Origin of the sequence: Archangium sp., assembly GCF_036389735.1 — a bacterium.
Taxonomy (GTDB): Bacteria; Myxococcota; Myxococcia; order Myxococcales; family Myxococcaceae; genus Archangium.
The window spans coordinates 1-13,391 of sequence record NZ_DASVWK010001127.1 but is presented as its reverse complement, the minus strand read 5'-3'; the positions used below and the strand labels follow the sequence as shown (position 1 = coordinate 13,391).

General features: G+C 69.7%; 14 protein-coding genes. 11 read left to right on the top strand and 3 right to left on the bottom strand.

The genetic code is table 11. The features are described 5' to 3' along the window. Positions 1-366, top strand: a 366-nt coding sequence (locus VF794_RS40615) for a hypothetical protein (RefSeq protein WP_331119257.1), incomplete at its 5' end; no start/stop codon positions are given. Positions 367-1,102: 736 nt separating this feature from the next. Here the strand turns inward: VF794_RS40615 and VF794_RS40610 are convergent. Continuing rightward, on the bottom strand, positions 1,103-2,116 hold the full coding sequence (locus VF794_RS40610) for an FAD:protein FMN transferase (RefSeq protein WP_331119255.1): 1,014 nt from the start codon (positions 2,114-2,116) through the stop codon (positions 1,103-1,105). A gap of 102 nt (positions 2,117-2,218) precedes the next feature. Here VF794_RS40610 and VF794_RS40605 point away from each other — a divergent pair, with 102 nt between their 5' ends. The 10 genes from VF794_RS40605 (at position 2,219) to VF794_RS40560 (ending at position 11,823) form a co-directional block, all read left to right on the top strand. After that, positions 2,219-3,763: a glycosyltransferase family 39 protein gene (locus tag VF794_RS40605; RefSeq protein ID WP_331119254.1), complete on the top strand. Its 1,545-nt coding sequence runs from the start codon at positions 2,219-2,221 to the stop codon at positions 3,761-3,763. After that, positions 3,763-4,449 (top strand): hypothetical protein, encoded by a 687-nt coding sequence (locus VF794_RS40600; protein ID WP_331119252.1) that lies wholly within the window; start codon positions 3,763-3,765, stop codon positions 4,447-4,449. Before VF794_RS40605 ends, VF794_RS40600 begins: the two co-directional genes overlap by 1 nt. A gap of 65 nt (positions 4,450-4,514) precedes the next feature. Continuing rightward, positions 4,515-5,585: a hypothetical protein gene (locus VF794_RS40595; RefSeq protein ID WP_331119251.1), complete on the top strand. Its 1,071-nt coding sequence runs from the start codon at positions 4,515-4,517 to the stop codon at positions 5,583-5,585. Between the two features lie 8 nt (positions 5,586-5,593). After that, positions 5,594-6,979, top strand: a complete 1,386-nt coding sequence (locus tag VF794_RS40590) for a hypothetical protein (RefSeq protein WP_331119249.1) — start codon at positions 5,594-5,596, stop codon at positions 6,977-6,979. A gap of 14 nt (positions 6,980-6,993) precedes the next feature. Continuing rightward, the gene (locus tag VF794_RS40585; RefSeq protein ID WP_331119247.1) at positions 6,994-7,521 is read left to right on the top strand and encodes a hypothetical protein; all 528 of its coding nucleotides are present in this window, start codon (positions 6,994-6,996) and stop codon (positions 7,519-7,521) included. Beyond that, positions 7,518-8,135, top strand: a complete 618-nt coding sequence (locus tag VF794_RS40580; RefSeq protein ID WP_331119245.1) for an FMN-binding protein — start codon at positions 7,518-7,520, stop codon at positions 8,133-8,135. Before VF794_RS40585 ends, VF794_RS40580 begins: the two co-directional genes overlap by 4 nt. A gap of 7 nt (positions 8,136-8,142) precedes the next feature. Further along, on the top strand, positions 8,143-8,742 hold the full coding sequence (locus tag VF794_RS40575; RefSeq protein ID WP_331119243.1) for a hypothetical protein: 600 nt from the start codon (positions 8,143-8,145) through the stop codon (positions 8,740-8,742). Continuing rightward, a complete protein-coding gene (locus tag VF794_RS40570; protein ID WP_331119241.1) occupies positions 8,739-9,461 on the top strand; it encodes a glycosyltransferase family 2 protein in 723 nt (240 codons plus the stop codon). Before VF794_RS40575 ends, VF794_RS40570 begins: the two co-directional genes overlap by 4 nt. Then, a complete protein-coding gene (locus VF794_RS40565; RefSeq protein ID WP_331119239.1) occupies positions 9,458-10,819 on the top strand; it encodes a protoporphyrinogen/coproporphyrinogen oxidase in 1,362 nt (453 codons plus the stop codon). Before VF794_RS40570 ends, VF794_RS40565 begins: the two co-directional genes overlap by 4 nt. A 41-nt stretch (positions 10,820-10,860) precedes the next feature. Further along, entirely contained in the window at positions 10,861-11,823 is a 963-nt protein-coding gene (locus tag VF794_RS40560; protein ID WP_331119237.1) for an NAD-dependent epimerase/dehydratase family protein, read from the top strand. 19 nt (positions 11,824-11,842) lie between these two features. Here VF794_RS40560 and VF794_RS40555 read toward each other — a convergent pair whose 3' ends face one another. Both VF794_RS40555 and grxC read right to left on the bottom strand, forming a co-directional pair. Further along, positions 11,843-12,856: a DUF481 domain-containing protein gene (locus tag VF794_RS40555; protein ID WP_331119235.1), complete on the bottom strand. Its 1,014-nt coding sequence runs from the start codon at positions 12,854-12,856 to the stop codon at positions 11,843-11,845. Between the two features lie 101 nt (positions 12,857-12,957). After that, complete coding sequence (gene grxC / locus VF794_RS40550; protein WP_331119233.1) at positions 12,958-13,239, bottom strand: glutaredoxin 3; 282 nt, start codon at positions 13,237-13,239, stop codon at positions 12,958-12,960. Between the last annotated feature and the right edge of the window lie 152 nt (positions 13,240-13,391).

The following is a 13,391-nucleotide window of genomic DNA, read 5'->3' as shown; positions in this document are numbered from 1 at the left end:
ATCGACAGGGCTTGGCTTGAGCCCACAGCGCTCATCTTCTTTGGGCGTGAAGTGGATGAAGGTGATTCTTTCTCCGCGTTTCATCCAGGCATCGTAGTTCTCGATTCGATGGAGGCAGTTCGCCCATTCATCGGCATTCTTGGATATTCCCACCAACCTCGCTGGCCGGAAATCATCCAGCGCAATCTGAAGCGCTTTGAGCTGGGGCCCGATCACGGTTACCGCGTCTTTGCCCCAGTCCGGGAACTGGACGCGCTCAGCGGCCTCGGGAAGCGCAACAGGCGCCTTTCGATGGATGTGAATGCATCCGGAAAGAGCGATCATCAAGAGCCCCGGGCCAATTCTTTTCATTCGCGCGACCGCTGATGCACGGTACCGTGTTCGTGGGATGCCAAGTTGGTTCGATGGTTGGAACATGGAGTTGTTACTCGCCGCGGAGGTCGTCCGTCACCTGCTTGATGGGGGAGAATTTCCCGTCTTGAAGTTGGAGGACTGTTCGGGCCTGGAAGTCATACAGGTAGACTTTGCAAATGGGGTTGAACATCACCCGGAAATAGAAGCGTTGACGACGTGCCTGTAGATCCTCTGGGGAGAACCGTGAAATTGCAGGATGACTATGGTAGTCCGCGTAAATTCTGCCTTCTGGTGTTTCAGGGTCGCTGACTGTCTCAGGTGGGAAACATGCTTTACGGCCGCCTGGGAGATCCACGGCGGGCCCGAGCGTTGATGGATGGCTTGCGAAGAAACGCGTGTCCCCAGGACGCTGGTAGATGGCTCCGCAGTACTCCTGCCCCCCGCGCTGATGGCCAGCCTGTGCACCGGGCATGTCTCGGACCTTTTCACATATCTGTGGGGCTAGCGTCTCCACATTGTCAACAGGGCCAAGCATTGGTCCTGTGACGGTGATGCGGCCATCAGGCGCACGCCAGAATTTCGGCTGTCCACTGGTGGCACACCCCAAAGTGTTTCCTACGGCGAGCAGTACTGCGAGGTGACGCAGCATCAGTTTCCTGCCCTGCCTTTCACGTTGTGGCGCTCAAATGCCGATGCCCAATTTGTAGGGGCGAAGGGCATGGATAACACTGTCATTCCTTTTTGGAAATCATGGCGTGGGAGGACTGATTCGCTTCAGCTTCTTCTTCAGCATGGGTGACGCCAGCACCTGATTGTCCGCCGTCACCACCACGGCCGAGGCTCCGTACTTCTCCGCGAGCGCCAACCCTTCCTTGCCTCCGAGGATGAACACGGACTTCGTCAGCACCTCCGCGTCCACCGCGCTCGGCGCGAGCACGGTCGCCGAGCGCGAGCCCGTCGCCGGGTAGCACGTCCTCGGATCGATGATGTGGTGATAGCGCTTGCCCTCCAGGATGAAGAAGTTCTCGTAGTCGCCGCTCGTCGAGAACGCCGCGTCCGAGACCTCCAGCACCGCGAAGACGCTGTCCCGCTCGCCCCGCGGATCCCGGATGCCCACCTTCCACGCTCGGCCCGCCTTCTTCCCCCCGGCGTAGAAGTCCCCTCCGGCCTGCACGAAGAAGTCCTTGAACCCCAGCCCCCGCAGCTTCTTCACCGCCTGATCCACGCCCCAGCCCTTCGCCAGCCCTCCCAGCCCGAGCTGCATCCCCGCGCACTTCAGCCGCACCCCGCACCCGGCCGCCCCACCGTCCGCCACCGGGGCGAACTCCAGATCCTTGTACGAGATGAGCGCGCAGCGCTTCTTCAGTTCGGCCGCGTCCGGCAGGGCAGGGGTCAGGTCCGTCCCGAAGCGCCACATGCCCCGCAGCGCCGCCCACGTCGGATCGAACAGTCCTCCCGTCTGCTCCGCCCCCCGCACCCCGCGCTTCAGCGCCGCGCACAGATCCTCGGGAATCGCCACGAGTTCCCCGTCTCCCGCCTTGCGGTTCACCGCTGACAGCTCGCTGTCCGGGCGCCACTCGTTCATCACCTGATTGACGCGCTCGAAGGCGGAGAAGGCCGCGTCGAAGCCCTCGCGCGCCTTCTCGGGGGAGCCGCCCACCAGCGTCACCGTCACCACCGTCCCCATCATCGGGCGCGTCTCGGTGCGGACCTGTGGACTAGGAGCAGCGGCCAGCATCACCAGCAGGGTGCTCAGCATCATGGCCTCCCTCTGTCCCATGGATGCCCGGGCCATTCCAGCGCCGCCCGTTGCTTGACCACCCCCAGGGGGCCGTAGTATTTCACCCGCGCGGCCATGTTGAGAATGAGTTTCAAAATCATTCCCCCGTTCGACGGGGAGGCAGAAGGGCAGGGGACGATGCGTCCCTGGGCCTTCGTGGCCCTGCTGTCGCTGCTGGTGGGGACCGGCGTGGTGGCGCGCGTGCTCGCGCTGCCCCGGCTCCTGCCGGACCTGGACGCGGTGAACTTCGCGCGCTCGCTCAACGGGTTCGATCTCGCCGCGCAGGCGCCGCACTTCCCGGGCTACCCGGTGTACGTGGCCCTGGCCCGGCTGGCCTCCGCGGCTGGAGCCCCCGAGGTGCTCGCGCTGACCCTGCCCGGACTCGTGCTCGGGGCCCTGGCCATCGGCGTGCTGGGGCTCGTGCTTCGACCGTACCTCGGGGCCACCGGGGCGCTGGTGGGCGCCGCCCTGCTGGCGCTCCTGCCCCTTCCCGTCCTCTTCGGCGCCATCCCCGGCTCGGATGGGACGGGCCTCGCTCTCCTGGTGCTCGCGGCCTGTGCCGTGCTCGGGGCCAGTGACTCCGCGCCTCGGGCGGCGGTGCTGGCGGGCGCGCTGGTCGGTGTGGCGCTCGGGGCCCGGCCCTCGTTCCTCCCGGCGCTCCTGGGGCTGGCCCTCGTCGTTCCTCGCGGCCGGCGGCTGGCGGCCCTCGTGGGGAGTGGCCTCGGTGTGGCGGCGTGGTTCCTCCCCCTGGTGGTCCTCACCGGCCCGGCGGAACTCGTGCGCATCGGCTCGGGCTTCCTGCGCGGTCACGCGGGCGAGTGGGGCGGCACCGTGGCCGTGCGCCCGGAGCTCGGCTGGCGGCTGGAGCACTTCGGCTTCGACATCCTGGCCGCGGGCTTCGGGCTGCCCTGGCCCGGTCTGGGCAATGAGGTCCTCCCCGTGCAGGCCGGGCGCCTCCTGCTGGCCCTCGGTCTGGGCGCGACGCTGGTGGTGCTCGTGCGCTCGGCGCTGCGCGGTGCCCTGTCCACCGGCGAGCGCCGGGTGGCGCTGCTCGCCCTGGCGCTCGGCGTCCCCTACGGCGCGTGGATGTTCCTCGGGCAGAACCTGCTCAAGGCGCGCCATGCCCTGCCGGTGGTGCTCGCGCTGGCGTTGCTGATGGCGGTGGGCATGGCGGTGCTCTCCCGCGCCTGGTCTTCCCACGCGATCCTCTCCGTGGCCGGCGCCCTGGGCATGGCCGCCGCGGTGGTGACGCTTCCGATGGCTTCCGACCATGGCGCGCTGCCCGCGCCCGCGGCGCTCCTGGTGAGGCACGTGGCCCGCACGCTGCCCGCGGCCGGCACGCTGCTCTTCACCGGCGAGGAGGCCCGTCTCTTCGAGCACTACGCGCCGCACTACCGCGCCGGCCGTCCGGCCACGGGCGAGCAACTCCGCCGCGAGGTGGAGCGCGTGGCCGCCGCCGGGGCGGACGTCTACGTCACCTCCACGGCTCCCGGGGTCGAGGCGCTCGCGCCCCACCTGGAGCGGGTGTGGGGCTTCGAGACCAGCCGGCGGATGCGCTCGCACGCCCACGACATCGCTCTCTTCCACTACCGGCCCGCGCCGCCGGCCACTTCGCACGAGGTCCCCTGATGCGCGCCTGTCTCGCCACCTGCCTCGCGCTCCTGCTGGTCGCCTGCAAGGGGCCCCTTCCCGAGGACTTCCGGCCCATCCAGGACTCGGCGGAGGGAAGCCCCCGCATCTCCGTGTCCATGAACCGCATCATCTCCGGCCGCTACCGCGCCATCGCGCCCGCGTGCATCGGGCAGCAGTACGTGGTGAGGGATCCCTCGGGCGTCCAGCCGGCGGGGGGCCTGTCCATGCGGCCGGGGCAGATCGTCGAGTTCCGCAACTACCAGCCCGAGGTGCCCACCAACGTCACCTCGCTGTCCTCGCCCGCGGCGCTCTTCAGCCCCAACCTGGTGAAGCCCTACAACACCCGCACCGAGACGGACGAGACGTACTCCTTCTGGCGCTACCAGTTCCCGCAACCGGGCGTCTACGAGTACTTCGACACCAACATGGGGGAGCCGGGCCGCAAGGTGGTGGACTCCTACTACGGCACGGTCTCGTACATCGGTGAGTCGAACGCGCCCAAGGCGGTGGTGTGCGTGGATCCGCCCAACTGCGTCGCATCCGCCGAGTGCCTCGCCGGCACCGCGCCCGCGGGCACCAACTGCTGCACCTGTCTCGGCGTGTGCTGCACGACGGACCCTAACTGCACCTCGGACAAGACCTGCCTGCGCGGCCGTTGCGTGGACCAAGAGACAGGCGAGTGACCTTTACACCGCGCCCGGAAGCCTCGGAGCGCCGCAACCCTGCGTATCAACGGAGACGCACCATCATGAAGACGCACTTCAAGTCGCTCGGAATGGGGATGTTCCTGTCGGTGGCCCTGCTGTCGGGCTGTGGTCCGGAGACGGAGACCCCGAACCCGACGCCCACCGTGTCCGAGCGGTGCGATGAGTCCATCGCCGAGTACAAGGCGTTCGACGTCACCCACCACGAGCCCCAGGACAAGCGTCTGGTGGCGATCGACGAGATGATGGTGCTGTTCGGCGAGGCGGAAAAAGACCTGACGAAGAAGGTCACCGCGGCCGACGCCATCCTGGCGAAGTACAAGGACCCGGCCACCAGCCTCCAGGCGAAGGTGCTGGGGCGCGAGGACAAGCATTTCACCGGGGATGCCGCCGCCGTGGGCCCCGACATCGACGCGGCCATCCTGGGCTCGCTCGATGAGCTGAGGACCGCCGACTCGTTGACGAAGGTGTCCCTGGCCAAGCAGCGCTTCCAGAAGGCGGGCATCTACCGCTTCCTGTACCTGTCGGTGATGGAGGAACTCTACGAGCCCTCCCTCAAGCACTACGACGAGGCCTTCGGCTACCTCGGCACGGGCGCGAGCAACGCGGAGGCCGGGCGCAAGGGCCTCGCGCGGCTGGCCACCAGCCGCGACGGCAACAACGGCACCACGCTGAGCGCCGAGCTCTTCGCGCTCGTCAAGGAGGGCTCCTGCCTCATCGAGGGCGCGCTGAAGGCCAAGGGCACGGACACCATGGCGGTCGACGCCGATGAGCCGTACGCGCGCTTCGTCAATCGCCTCGACGCCAAGCTCCAGAGCGTCTTCGCGTACTCGCTCGGCCACGAGCTGTACGACATCGACCTCAACAAGACGAAGCCGGCCACGGCCTACGTGAAGCTCGTCGAGGGAGAGGGCTTCTTCCGGACGCTGGAGCCGTACATGAAGAACGCTCCCGCCGGCAGCGCCAAGGCCAACCTCGCCGCGAAGCTGCGGCCGGCCTTCGACTCGGCGATCGCCAAGGCGAAGAACAACGACGTGACCTGGATCGACGACATCAAGGCGACGGAGCTGCTCACCGAGCTCGAGGCCGCCTTCTTCATCGACGTGAAGAGCTAGGAGCCACCGTGTCGCGCCGCCACCACCTTCTGCTGCTGTCCCTGCTGCTCGCGCCCCTCACGGGCCTGGCGCAAGACGAGGGCACCGCGCCCGCGAGGCCCGCGGAGGATGCCCCGCGTGCGTCCGACACGGGCAAACAGCAGCAGGGCGAGGGTCCTCGTCTGGACCTGGAAGGGCTGGAGGATCCGGCCGGCACGGGCACCCCGGTGCCCAACGCCGACACGCCCGGGGTGGCGGAGAAGGACACCTTCACCGAGCGGCTCCAGCCCACCACCACGCTGGCGCAGCGGGCGGCGGCGATCCTCGACCGGACGACGCTGGGCGGCTACGCCGAGCACGACTTCCTCCTGCCCAAGGACGGAACTTCCACGTTCCGCAACCACCGGTACGTGCTCTTCGTCTACAGCCACATCTCCGAGCGCATCTCCACGGCGACGGAGATCGAGTTCGAGTTCGCGGGCAGCCCGCTCAAGCGCGAGGGCGTCCTGGGCGCGGGCGAGGTGCTGCTCGAGTTCTCCGTGGTGGACCTGATGTTGACGGAATGGCTCACCCTGCGGGCCGGCGTCATCCTGGTTCCGGTGGGCGCGTACAACCTGCGGCACGACGCACCGGCGCAGGAGCTGGCCGAGCGGCCCATCGCGTACACCACGGTGGTGCCCACCACCTGGTTCGAGTCTGGCGCGGGCTTCCTGGGCGGCTTCGATCTGGGCCAGGACTGGCGCCTGTCCTACGAGGTGTACGCGGTCAACGGCCTGGACGCGAAGATCCTCGACGGGCAGGGCTTCCGGGCGGCGCGCGGCAGCCACCTGAAGGACAACAACAACGACAAGGCCCTCACCGGGCGCGTGTCCGTGTCGCCCTTCCTGGGCCTGGAGGCGGGCCTGTCCGGCTACACCGGCGCGTATGACCTCGAGGGCCGCCGGGTGAGCATGGTCAACGCGGACGTCTTCTGGCGGCTCGGCCCGCTGGACCTGACGGGCGAGGCGGTGCGCGCCTTCATCGATCCCGGCTACGTGCAGGGCTTCCCGGAGGGCTCGACGGCCAATACCCGGGATCGGGTGCCGACGGGGATGACCGGTTTCTACGGGCAGGCCAACTACCGCTTCCGCATCGAGCCCTTCTTCCGGGCGCTACCGAACGAGTGGCGCGAGGGCCATTTCACCGCCTCGGTCCGCTACGAGGAGAAGAACACCGACACGGAGTTCATCACCGAGGGCGACGTGGCGCGGCTCACGCTGGGCCTCAACTTCCGGCCCCTGCCGCCGTACGTCATCAAGAACAGCTTCCACTGGCAGAAGACCGGCGCCAACGGGCAGCAGCCGCACGTGTGGACCGGAAACTTCTGGAAGGAGAACAGCTGGGAGTACATCGCCAGCGTGGCCTACCTCTTCTGAGGGCCGGGGAACCGATGCGCGCCTGCCTGCTCGCCACCGTGCTGTTGCTCACCGCCTGCGCTGGAACGCCCCAGCGCCCGGAGGGGGCCCTGTCGCGCGTGGCGGTACTGGGTGCGTCCGTGGCGTCCAGGCCGACGTCGCGAGGGCTCGTCGGGGACGTGTTCGGCGTGGGCGGGGAGGAGCCGCGCGAGGTGGTGGCCCGCGAAGCGGCGGCGGCCCTGCGTTCCCGGGGCTACGTGGTGCTGGGCGTGGAGACGGTGCTGGGGCCCGCCCCCACGGTGGAGCAGGCCAGCGCGCTCGCGCGCCAGTACCAGGCGGAGGCGACGGTGGTGCTGGTGCTGACGCGGTTGGAGGTGTCCTCGCTCCAGCCGCTCGGTCGGGCGGAGGTGGAGCTGGAGTCCTTGATGGTGGGCCCGGACGGACGGGTCCTGTCGAGCGGTGAGCGGCGTGCCGCCACCACGGAGAATCTCTATCGCGCTCGAACGGACTGGCGCTCGCATGTTCGCCAGGCCGTCGTCAGAGCGATTCGGGAGTTGCCATGAGCGTGGTAAGGGGTGGGGCCGTGAAGCACTTCTCGCTGGCACTGGTGGTGTGGCTGTTCGTCGGGGTGTCGCTGCCCGCGCGGGCGGCTGGCAATTTCTTCACCACGCCGCAGGTCCTCAAGGAGTTCTTCCCCAAGAGCCAGCGCGTCACCTACCGCAAGGTGAAGCTTGGTCCGGCCGAGCTGGCCGCAGTGCAGGGGCGGCTTGGCTACAAGCCGGCGAAGCCCGAGTACGTCATCTTCGTGGCCACTACGGGTGAGCACGTGGATGGCTATGCCGTCATCGACGAGGAGCTCGGCCAGCACGAGCAGATCACCTTCGCGGTGAAGCTGTCGTCGGCGGGCGTGGTCGAGCGCCACGAGGTGATGGTGTACCGGGAGAAGTACGGTGAGGAGATCACCGACGCGCGCTTCCGGCGCCAGTTCCAGGGGAAGACGGCGAAGGATCCGGTGCGGGCCGGGGTGGACATCGACGTGGTGACGGGGGCGACCATCTCGTCGCGGTCGATGGCCATTGGAGTGCGTCGCGCGCTCGTCCTGGTGGACGAGCTCATCCTCAAGACCGGAGCGCTGAGCGGCGCCCAAGCCGCCGCTCCAAGTGCCCCCAAGGGGTAGTCTTCTCGTGCGTCAGTACGCCCGGCCGTTTCCCATCAGCCGCCTCTCGCTCGAGGCCCGCGTCCTCTACACCGGGTTCCTGCTGTTCCTGGTGCTGGGCTTCGTGTCGTCGGCCTGGCTGTACGCGGACTCGTTCGGGGGCCTGTCCGGGCGGGGCTCGGCGGAGTACTACCGGGGTGGGCCTGTCGCGCATGAGCACGCGCCCGCTCCGGCGGAGGAGGCGGCGGGAGGCCCGGTGTTGGACCTGCCCTCGGACGGTACGGAGGCCGCCGTGGCGCCCATGCGGCTGGAGAAGCCGGCGCGGCAGGTGATGGAGACGTTCCACTTCCACCTGTTCACCGTGCCGGTGGTGCTGCTCATCGTGGGGCACCTCTTCATGCTGACGGCGCTGTCCACGCGGCTGAAGGTGGGCATCATCGCCGTGTCCTCGGTGGCCACGTTCGTCCACCTGCTGGCGCCGCTGCTGGTGCGCTTCGTGGGGCCCCAGTGGGGCTGGCTGATGCCGGTATCGGTGGTGGGGGCGGCGGTGGGCTGGCTGCCCATGCTGCTGTGGCCGCTGTGGGAGATGTGGAAGCCCATGCCCGCTCCGGAGGCGGCGACGGAATGATCAGCGTCGTCATCCCCGCTCGCGACGAGGTGGGCGCCATCGCCGGAGTGGTGCGGCGGGTGGGAGAGGCGCTGGCGGCGGAGCCTCACGAGATCCTCGTGGTGGATGATGGCTCGCGGGACGGCACGGGCGCGGTGGCGCGCGAGGCCGGGGCGCGGGTGTTGACGTTGAGCGGCGTGGGCTACGGCGCGGCGATCAAGGCCGGAGCCGCCCAGGCGCACGGCTCGCTGCTGGCGCTCATCGACGCGGACGGGACGTATCCAGAATCCTCGCTGCCCGTGCTGGTGGGGGCGGTGCGAGCCGGGGCGCGGCAGGCGATTGGTGCCCGGCCGAAGCTGGGAGCCGCCGAGCCCTTCGCGCGCTCGGCGGTGAAGGCGCTCTTCCGGGGCGCGGTGCGGTGGGTGGGAGGCTTCGAGGCGCCGGATCTCAACTCGGGCCTGCGGGTGCTGCGCACGGCGGATCTGCTGTCGCTCGCGCCGGTGCTGCCGGATCGGTTCTCGCTCACCACGACGCTGACGCTCGCGCTGGCGGCGGCGGGGGACCCGATCGTCTTCCTGCCGATCGCGTACCACGCACGTGTGGGCCGCTCGAAGTGGCGGCCGGTGCGGGACACGTGGCTGATGGGGCGCACGGTGGCGCGAGGCATCGGCTGGCTGCGCGCGGGCCGGGCGCCGAGGGCCCTGGTGGCGCTGGAACTGCCCATGGGAGGCATGGGGTGAGCGCGGCGACGGTGGTCATCGGCGGGGGGCCCGCGGGGCTGGCGGCGGCCCACGCGCTCGTCCGAGCGGGGAAGCGGGTGGTGGTGCTCGAGGCCTCCGCGCGGGTGGGAGGGCTGTCGGGCTCGTTCGATTTCGCGGGCTTCAAGGTGGACTACGGCCCGCACCGGCTGCACCAGGCTGCGGGGCCGGAGGTGCTGGCGCTCTACCAGGAGGCCCTGGGCGGAGCGCTCCGCGTGAGGGCGCGCAGCGGCATGGTGCACGTGGGCGGGCGGAAGCTGCCGTACCCGCTGTCGCTGCTCGGCATCGCGCGAGGGCTGGGGCTCTCCGAGGTGGTGAAGCACGGGCTGTCCGCGGTGGCGGCGCAGCTGCGTCCTCCACAGGGGAGCCACTTCGGAGCGGAGGCGGCGCGACGGCTGGGCCGGCACGCGGCGCGGGTGCTGTACGAGCCGGCGGCGCGCAAGGTGTGGGGACTGCCACCGGAGGAGCTGGACGCCTCGCTGGGCCGTGCGCGGGTGCAGAAGGGTGGTCCCCTGGCGGTGGTGCGCGCGGCGCTCGGGCGCGGAGGCTCGTCGGCGGGGCGGCGCTACTTCTACCCGGAGGGCGGCTTCGGAGCGTTGGCGGAAGGCCTGGCCGAGGGCCTGCGACGGGCCGGTGGCGAGGTGCGCTGTGGAGTGGCGGCCGAGGGGCTGGTGCTGGAGCGCGAGCGGGTGAGGGCGGTGGTGGTGGAGGGGCGGGAGTTGCCAGCGGAGGCGGTGGTGGCGACGGTGCCACTGACGCTGCTGTGCAGGTGGACGGGTCGGCCCGAGGCGGCCGAGGGGCTGGGCTACCGGGCGCTGACGCTGCTGTACCTGGAGCTGGCGCGGGATCGGGGCACGACGCAGGACGTGCACTACTTCGCGGACGAGCGGCTCGCGGCGAACCGGCTCTTCGAGGCGAAGAACTTCTCGGGAGGCGAGGGCCCCGCGGGGCGGACGGTGGTGGGCTTCGATCTGCCGTGCGCGGTGGGAGATGCCATCTGGCGTGCGTCGCCGGAGGAACTCACGGAGCGGGTGCGCCCGGCGCTGGAGCGGGCGGGGCTGGCGGGGGTGGAGGTGCTCGGGGCGCGTGTGCGCCGCATGGGGACGGCCTACCCGCTGTACCGCAAGGGCTTCGCGGCGGCGCGGGAGCGGGCGTTGAACGAGTTGAGCCGGGTGGAGGGCCTCTACCCGGTGGGTCGGAGCGCCCTGTTCGTCCATGACAACGTGCACCACGCATGCGCCGCGGGGTTGGCGGTGGGTCGAATGATGTCGGAAGGCGCGAGTTCCAGGGACTGGCGTGCACGCCAGGGACCGTTCCTCGAAACGCGGATCGAGGACTGACGGCCTCGGTGGTATGTCCCCACCCCCTCAGGGAGTGAGTCATGAAGGTGCTCGTCACGGGCGCGGCGGGATTCATCGGGTACCACGTCTGTGAGCGGTTGCTCGCGCGTGGGGACACCGTCATCGGGGTGGACAACCTCGACACGTCGGGAGACGTGACGCTGAAGGCGACACGGCTGTCGCGGCTGAAGGCGGCACCGGGCTTCGGCTTCCACCGGATGGACATCCGCGACGTGAAGGCCTGCCGGGAGCTCTTCGAGAGCGCCACACCCGAGCGCGTGGTGCACCTGGCGGCGAGGGTGGGCGTGCGCTCGTTGGCGAGCGAGGCGCCGGACTACGCGGAGACGAACGTCACGGGCTTCCTGCGGATGCTGGAGCTTTGCCGGCAGGCGAAGGTGGCGCACCTGGTGTTCGCCTCGTCGAGCTCGGTGTACGGGGAGGGCACGCCGCTGCCCTTCTCCGAGGAGGCGACAGCGGATCGGCCGCTGAGCCTGTACGCGGCGACGAAGCGTGCGGACGAGCTGATCGCGCATGCCTACAGCCACCAGTACGGGCTGCCGGTCTCGGGGCTGCGGCTGTTCACGGTGTATGGCCCGTGGGGCCGGCCGGACATGGCGCCGATGCTGTTCCTCCGGGCGATGCTGGAGGGCCGGCCCATCGTGCTGAATGGCGAGGGGCGGATGCAGCGTGACTTCACCTACGTGGACGACGTCGTGGAGGCGCTGGTGCGGGTGCTGGACAAGCCCCCCGAGGGCACGCCGCCGTACCGCGTGCTGAACGTGGGCCGGGGCGCGCCGGTGTCGATGGCGCGTTTCGTGGACCTGTTGGAGGAGCAGTTGAAGACGAAGGCCTGGGTGGAGCTGAGGCCTGGGCGGTCGGGGGAGCTGGAGGTGACGAGCGCGGACGTGACGGCGCTGGAGCGCGAGACGGGCTTCCGTCCCTCGGTGCCGCTGGAGGAGGGGCTCGCGAAGCTGGTGGCGTGGTACCGGGGCAGCGAGGGCTGAGCCGCCCCGGTCCACGGACCTAGAACGTCACCGCGAGGCTCACCGCGAGCGAGGTATCCGTGGACACCTTTCCCGGGGCCGGCTCGCTGTCGTACTGGAGGAGGAAGGTGGTGTTGATGGCCAGCGCCTTCGTCAGCTTCACGTTGAGCTGCGTCTGGTTCGTGATGAACAGGCGCGAGCCCTCGATGAGGCTGGGCAGCACGCTCAGCTCCTCCACGAAGGCGACGTCCTTGTTGAGGCCGTAGCGGAAGGCCGCGCCGAAGCGCGGGCCGCCGAACGACACATCCGGGAGATCCATGCGCGAGGGGTAGTACTGGAAGCGCGTCTCCCGGGCGTAGCGGAAGGCGAGGTCGGTGCGCAGGTAGGCCTCGCCGCCGTCCTTCCGCTTGTCGTCCCACCAGATGATGCCGATACCCGCCTCGCCGATGCCGCGCAGCTCCACGCTCTTCACGTGGTCCGTCTCCGCGCCGGTCAGCAGGTAGGCGCTGAGTTTCTCGGTGAAGCGGCGATCTCCGCGCAGTTGGAGGGCCGCGTTGAGCGCCACCACCTGCGACTCCTCCTGCGCTCCCGTCAGCTCGGGGGGCCGGCTCTGGCCATAAACGCCCGTGGCCGTGACGGCGTAGATCCAATGCTCCGTCTTGCGCTCCGCGGCGGCCAGGCCGTTGAACGTGATGGTGGAGGCATTGCCGGTGATGAAGATGAGACCCATGCCCACCGTTACGTCCCAGGTGTCCTTCTTCTCGGGCTCCTTCTTCTCGGCGGCGGGGGCGGGCTGCTCGGCGGGAGTCGCCGTGCGGGTGATGCCCTGGGCGAGGCGCTCGATGGCCTCCGCCATGCGGGCGTTGGCCTCGGCGGCGCGCTCGGCGGCGACGGCGGCGCGCTCGGCGGCTTCGGCGGCACGCTGCGAGGAGGTGGTGGCCTGGTCGGGGCCAGGCTCCTGCGCGGGCGTGGGGGCAGGGGCCTGGGACAGCAGGAGGGCGGAGAGAAGGGTGGTGGCGTGGAGCACGGCTGCCTCGCGTGAGATGGCGCTCACGGCGGAGACAGAGGCTCGGCTCTCCGCGCCGCCGGAGCGGCGCGGAGTCTTTGTTCAGACGGAGACGGGGAGCAACCTTCTTCGAGGAATTGTGACCGGGCTCAAGAGGGGTTGGCGGCGGCTCCGTCGGCGTTCAGGAGCCCATCCAGCTCACCGCGCTCGTCCAGCTCGGCCAGCTCGGTGAAGCCCCCGATGTGCCGTCCGGCGATGAAGATCTGTGGCACCGTCGAGCTGCCGCCCGTGCGTTCCACCATCTCGGCGAAGCGGGACTCGTCGTCCGTCACGTCGATGTCGTCGAACTCCACGCCCTTCTCGGACAGGAGCGCCTTGGCCCGCTTGGAGTAACCGCAGTACGTCTTCGTATAGGTCGTCACGAGACTCATGGGGAGGGTGCCTCCTCGCACCTCCGCCGAAGCTAGGCACGCCCCGACGCGTGGGCGTCTGGGGCGCTGGCCTGCTCGTGGACCGGGCAGGCGTCCAGGGAGGGGATGGCACCCTCCCGGACGTCAGGGCATGGGCGGCAGATCGGCCAGTG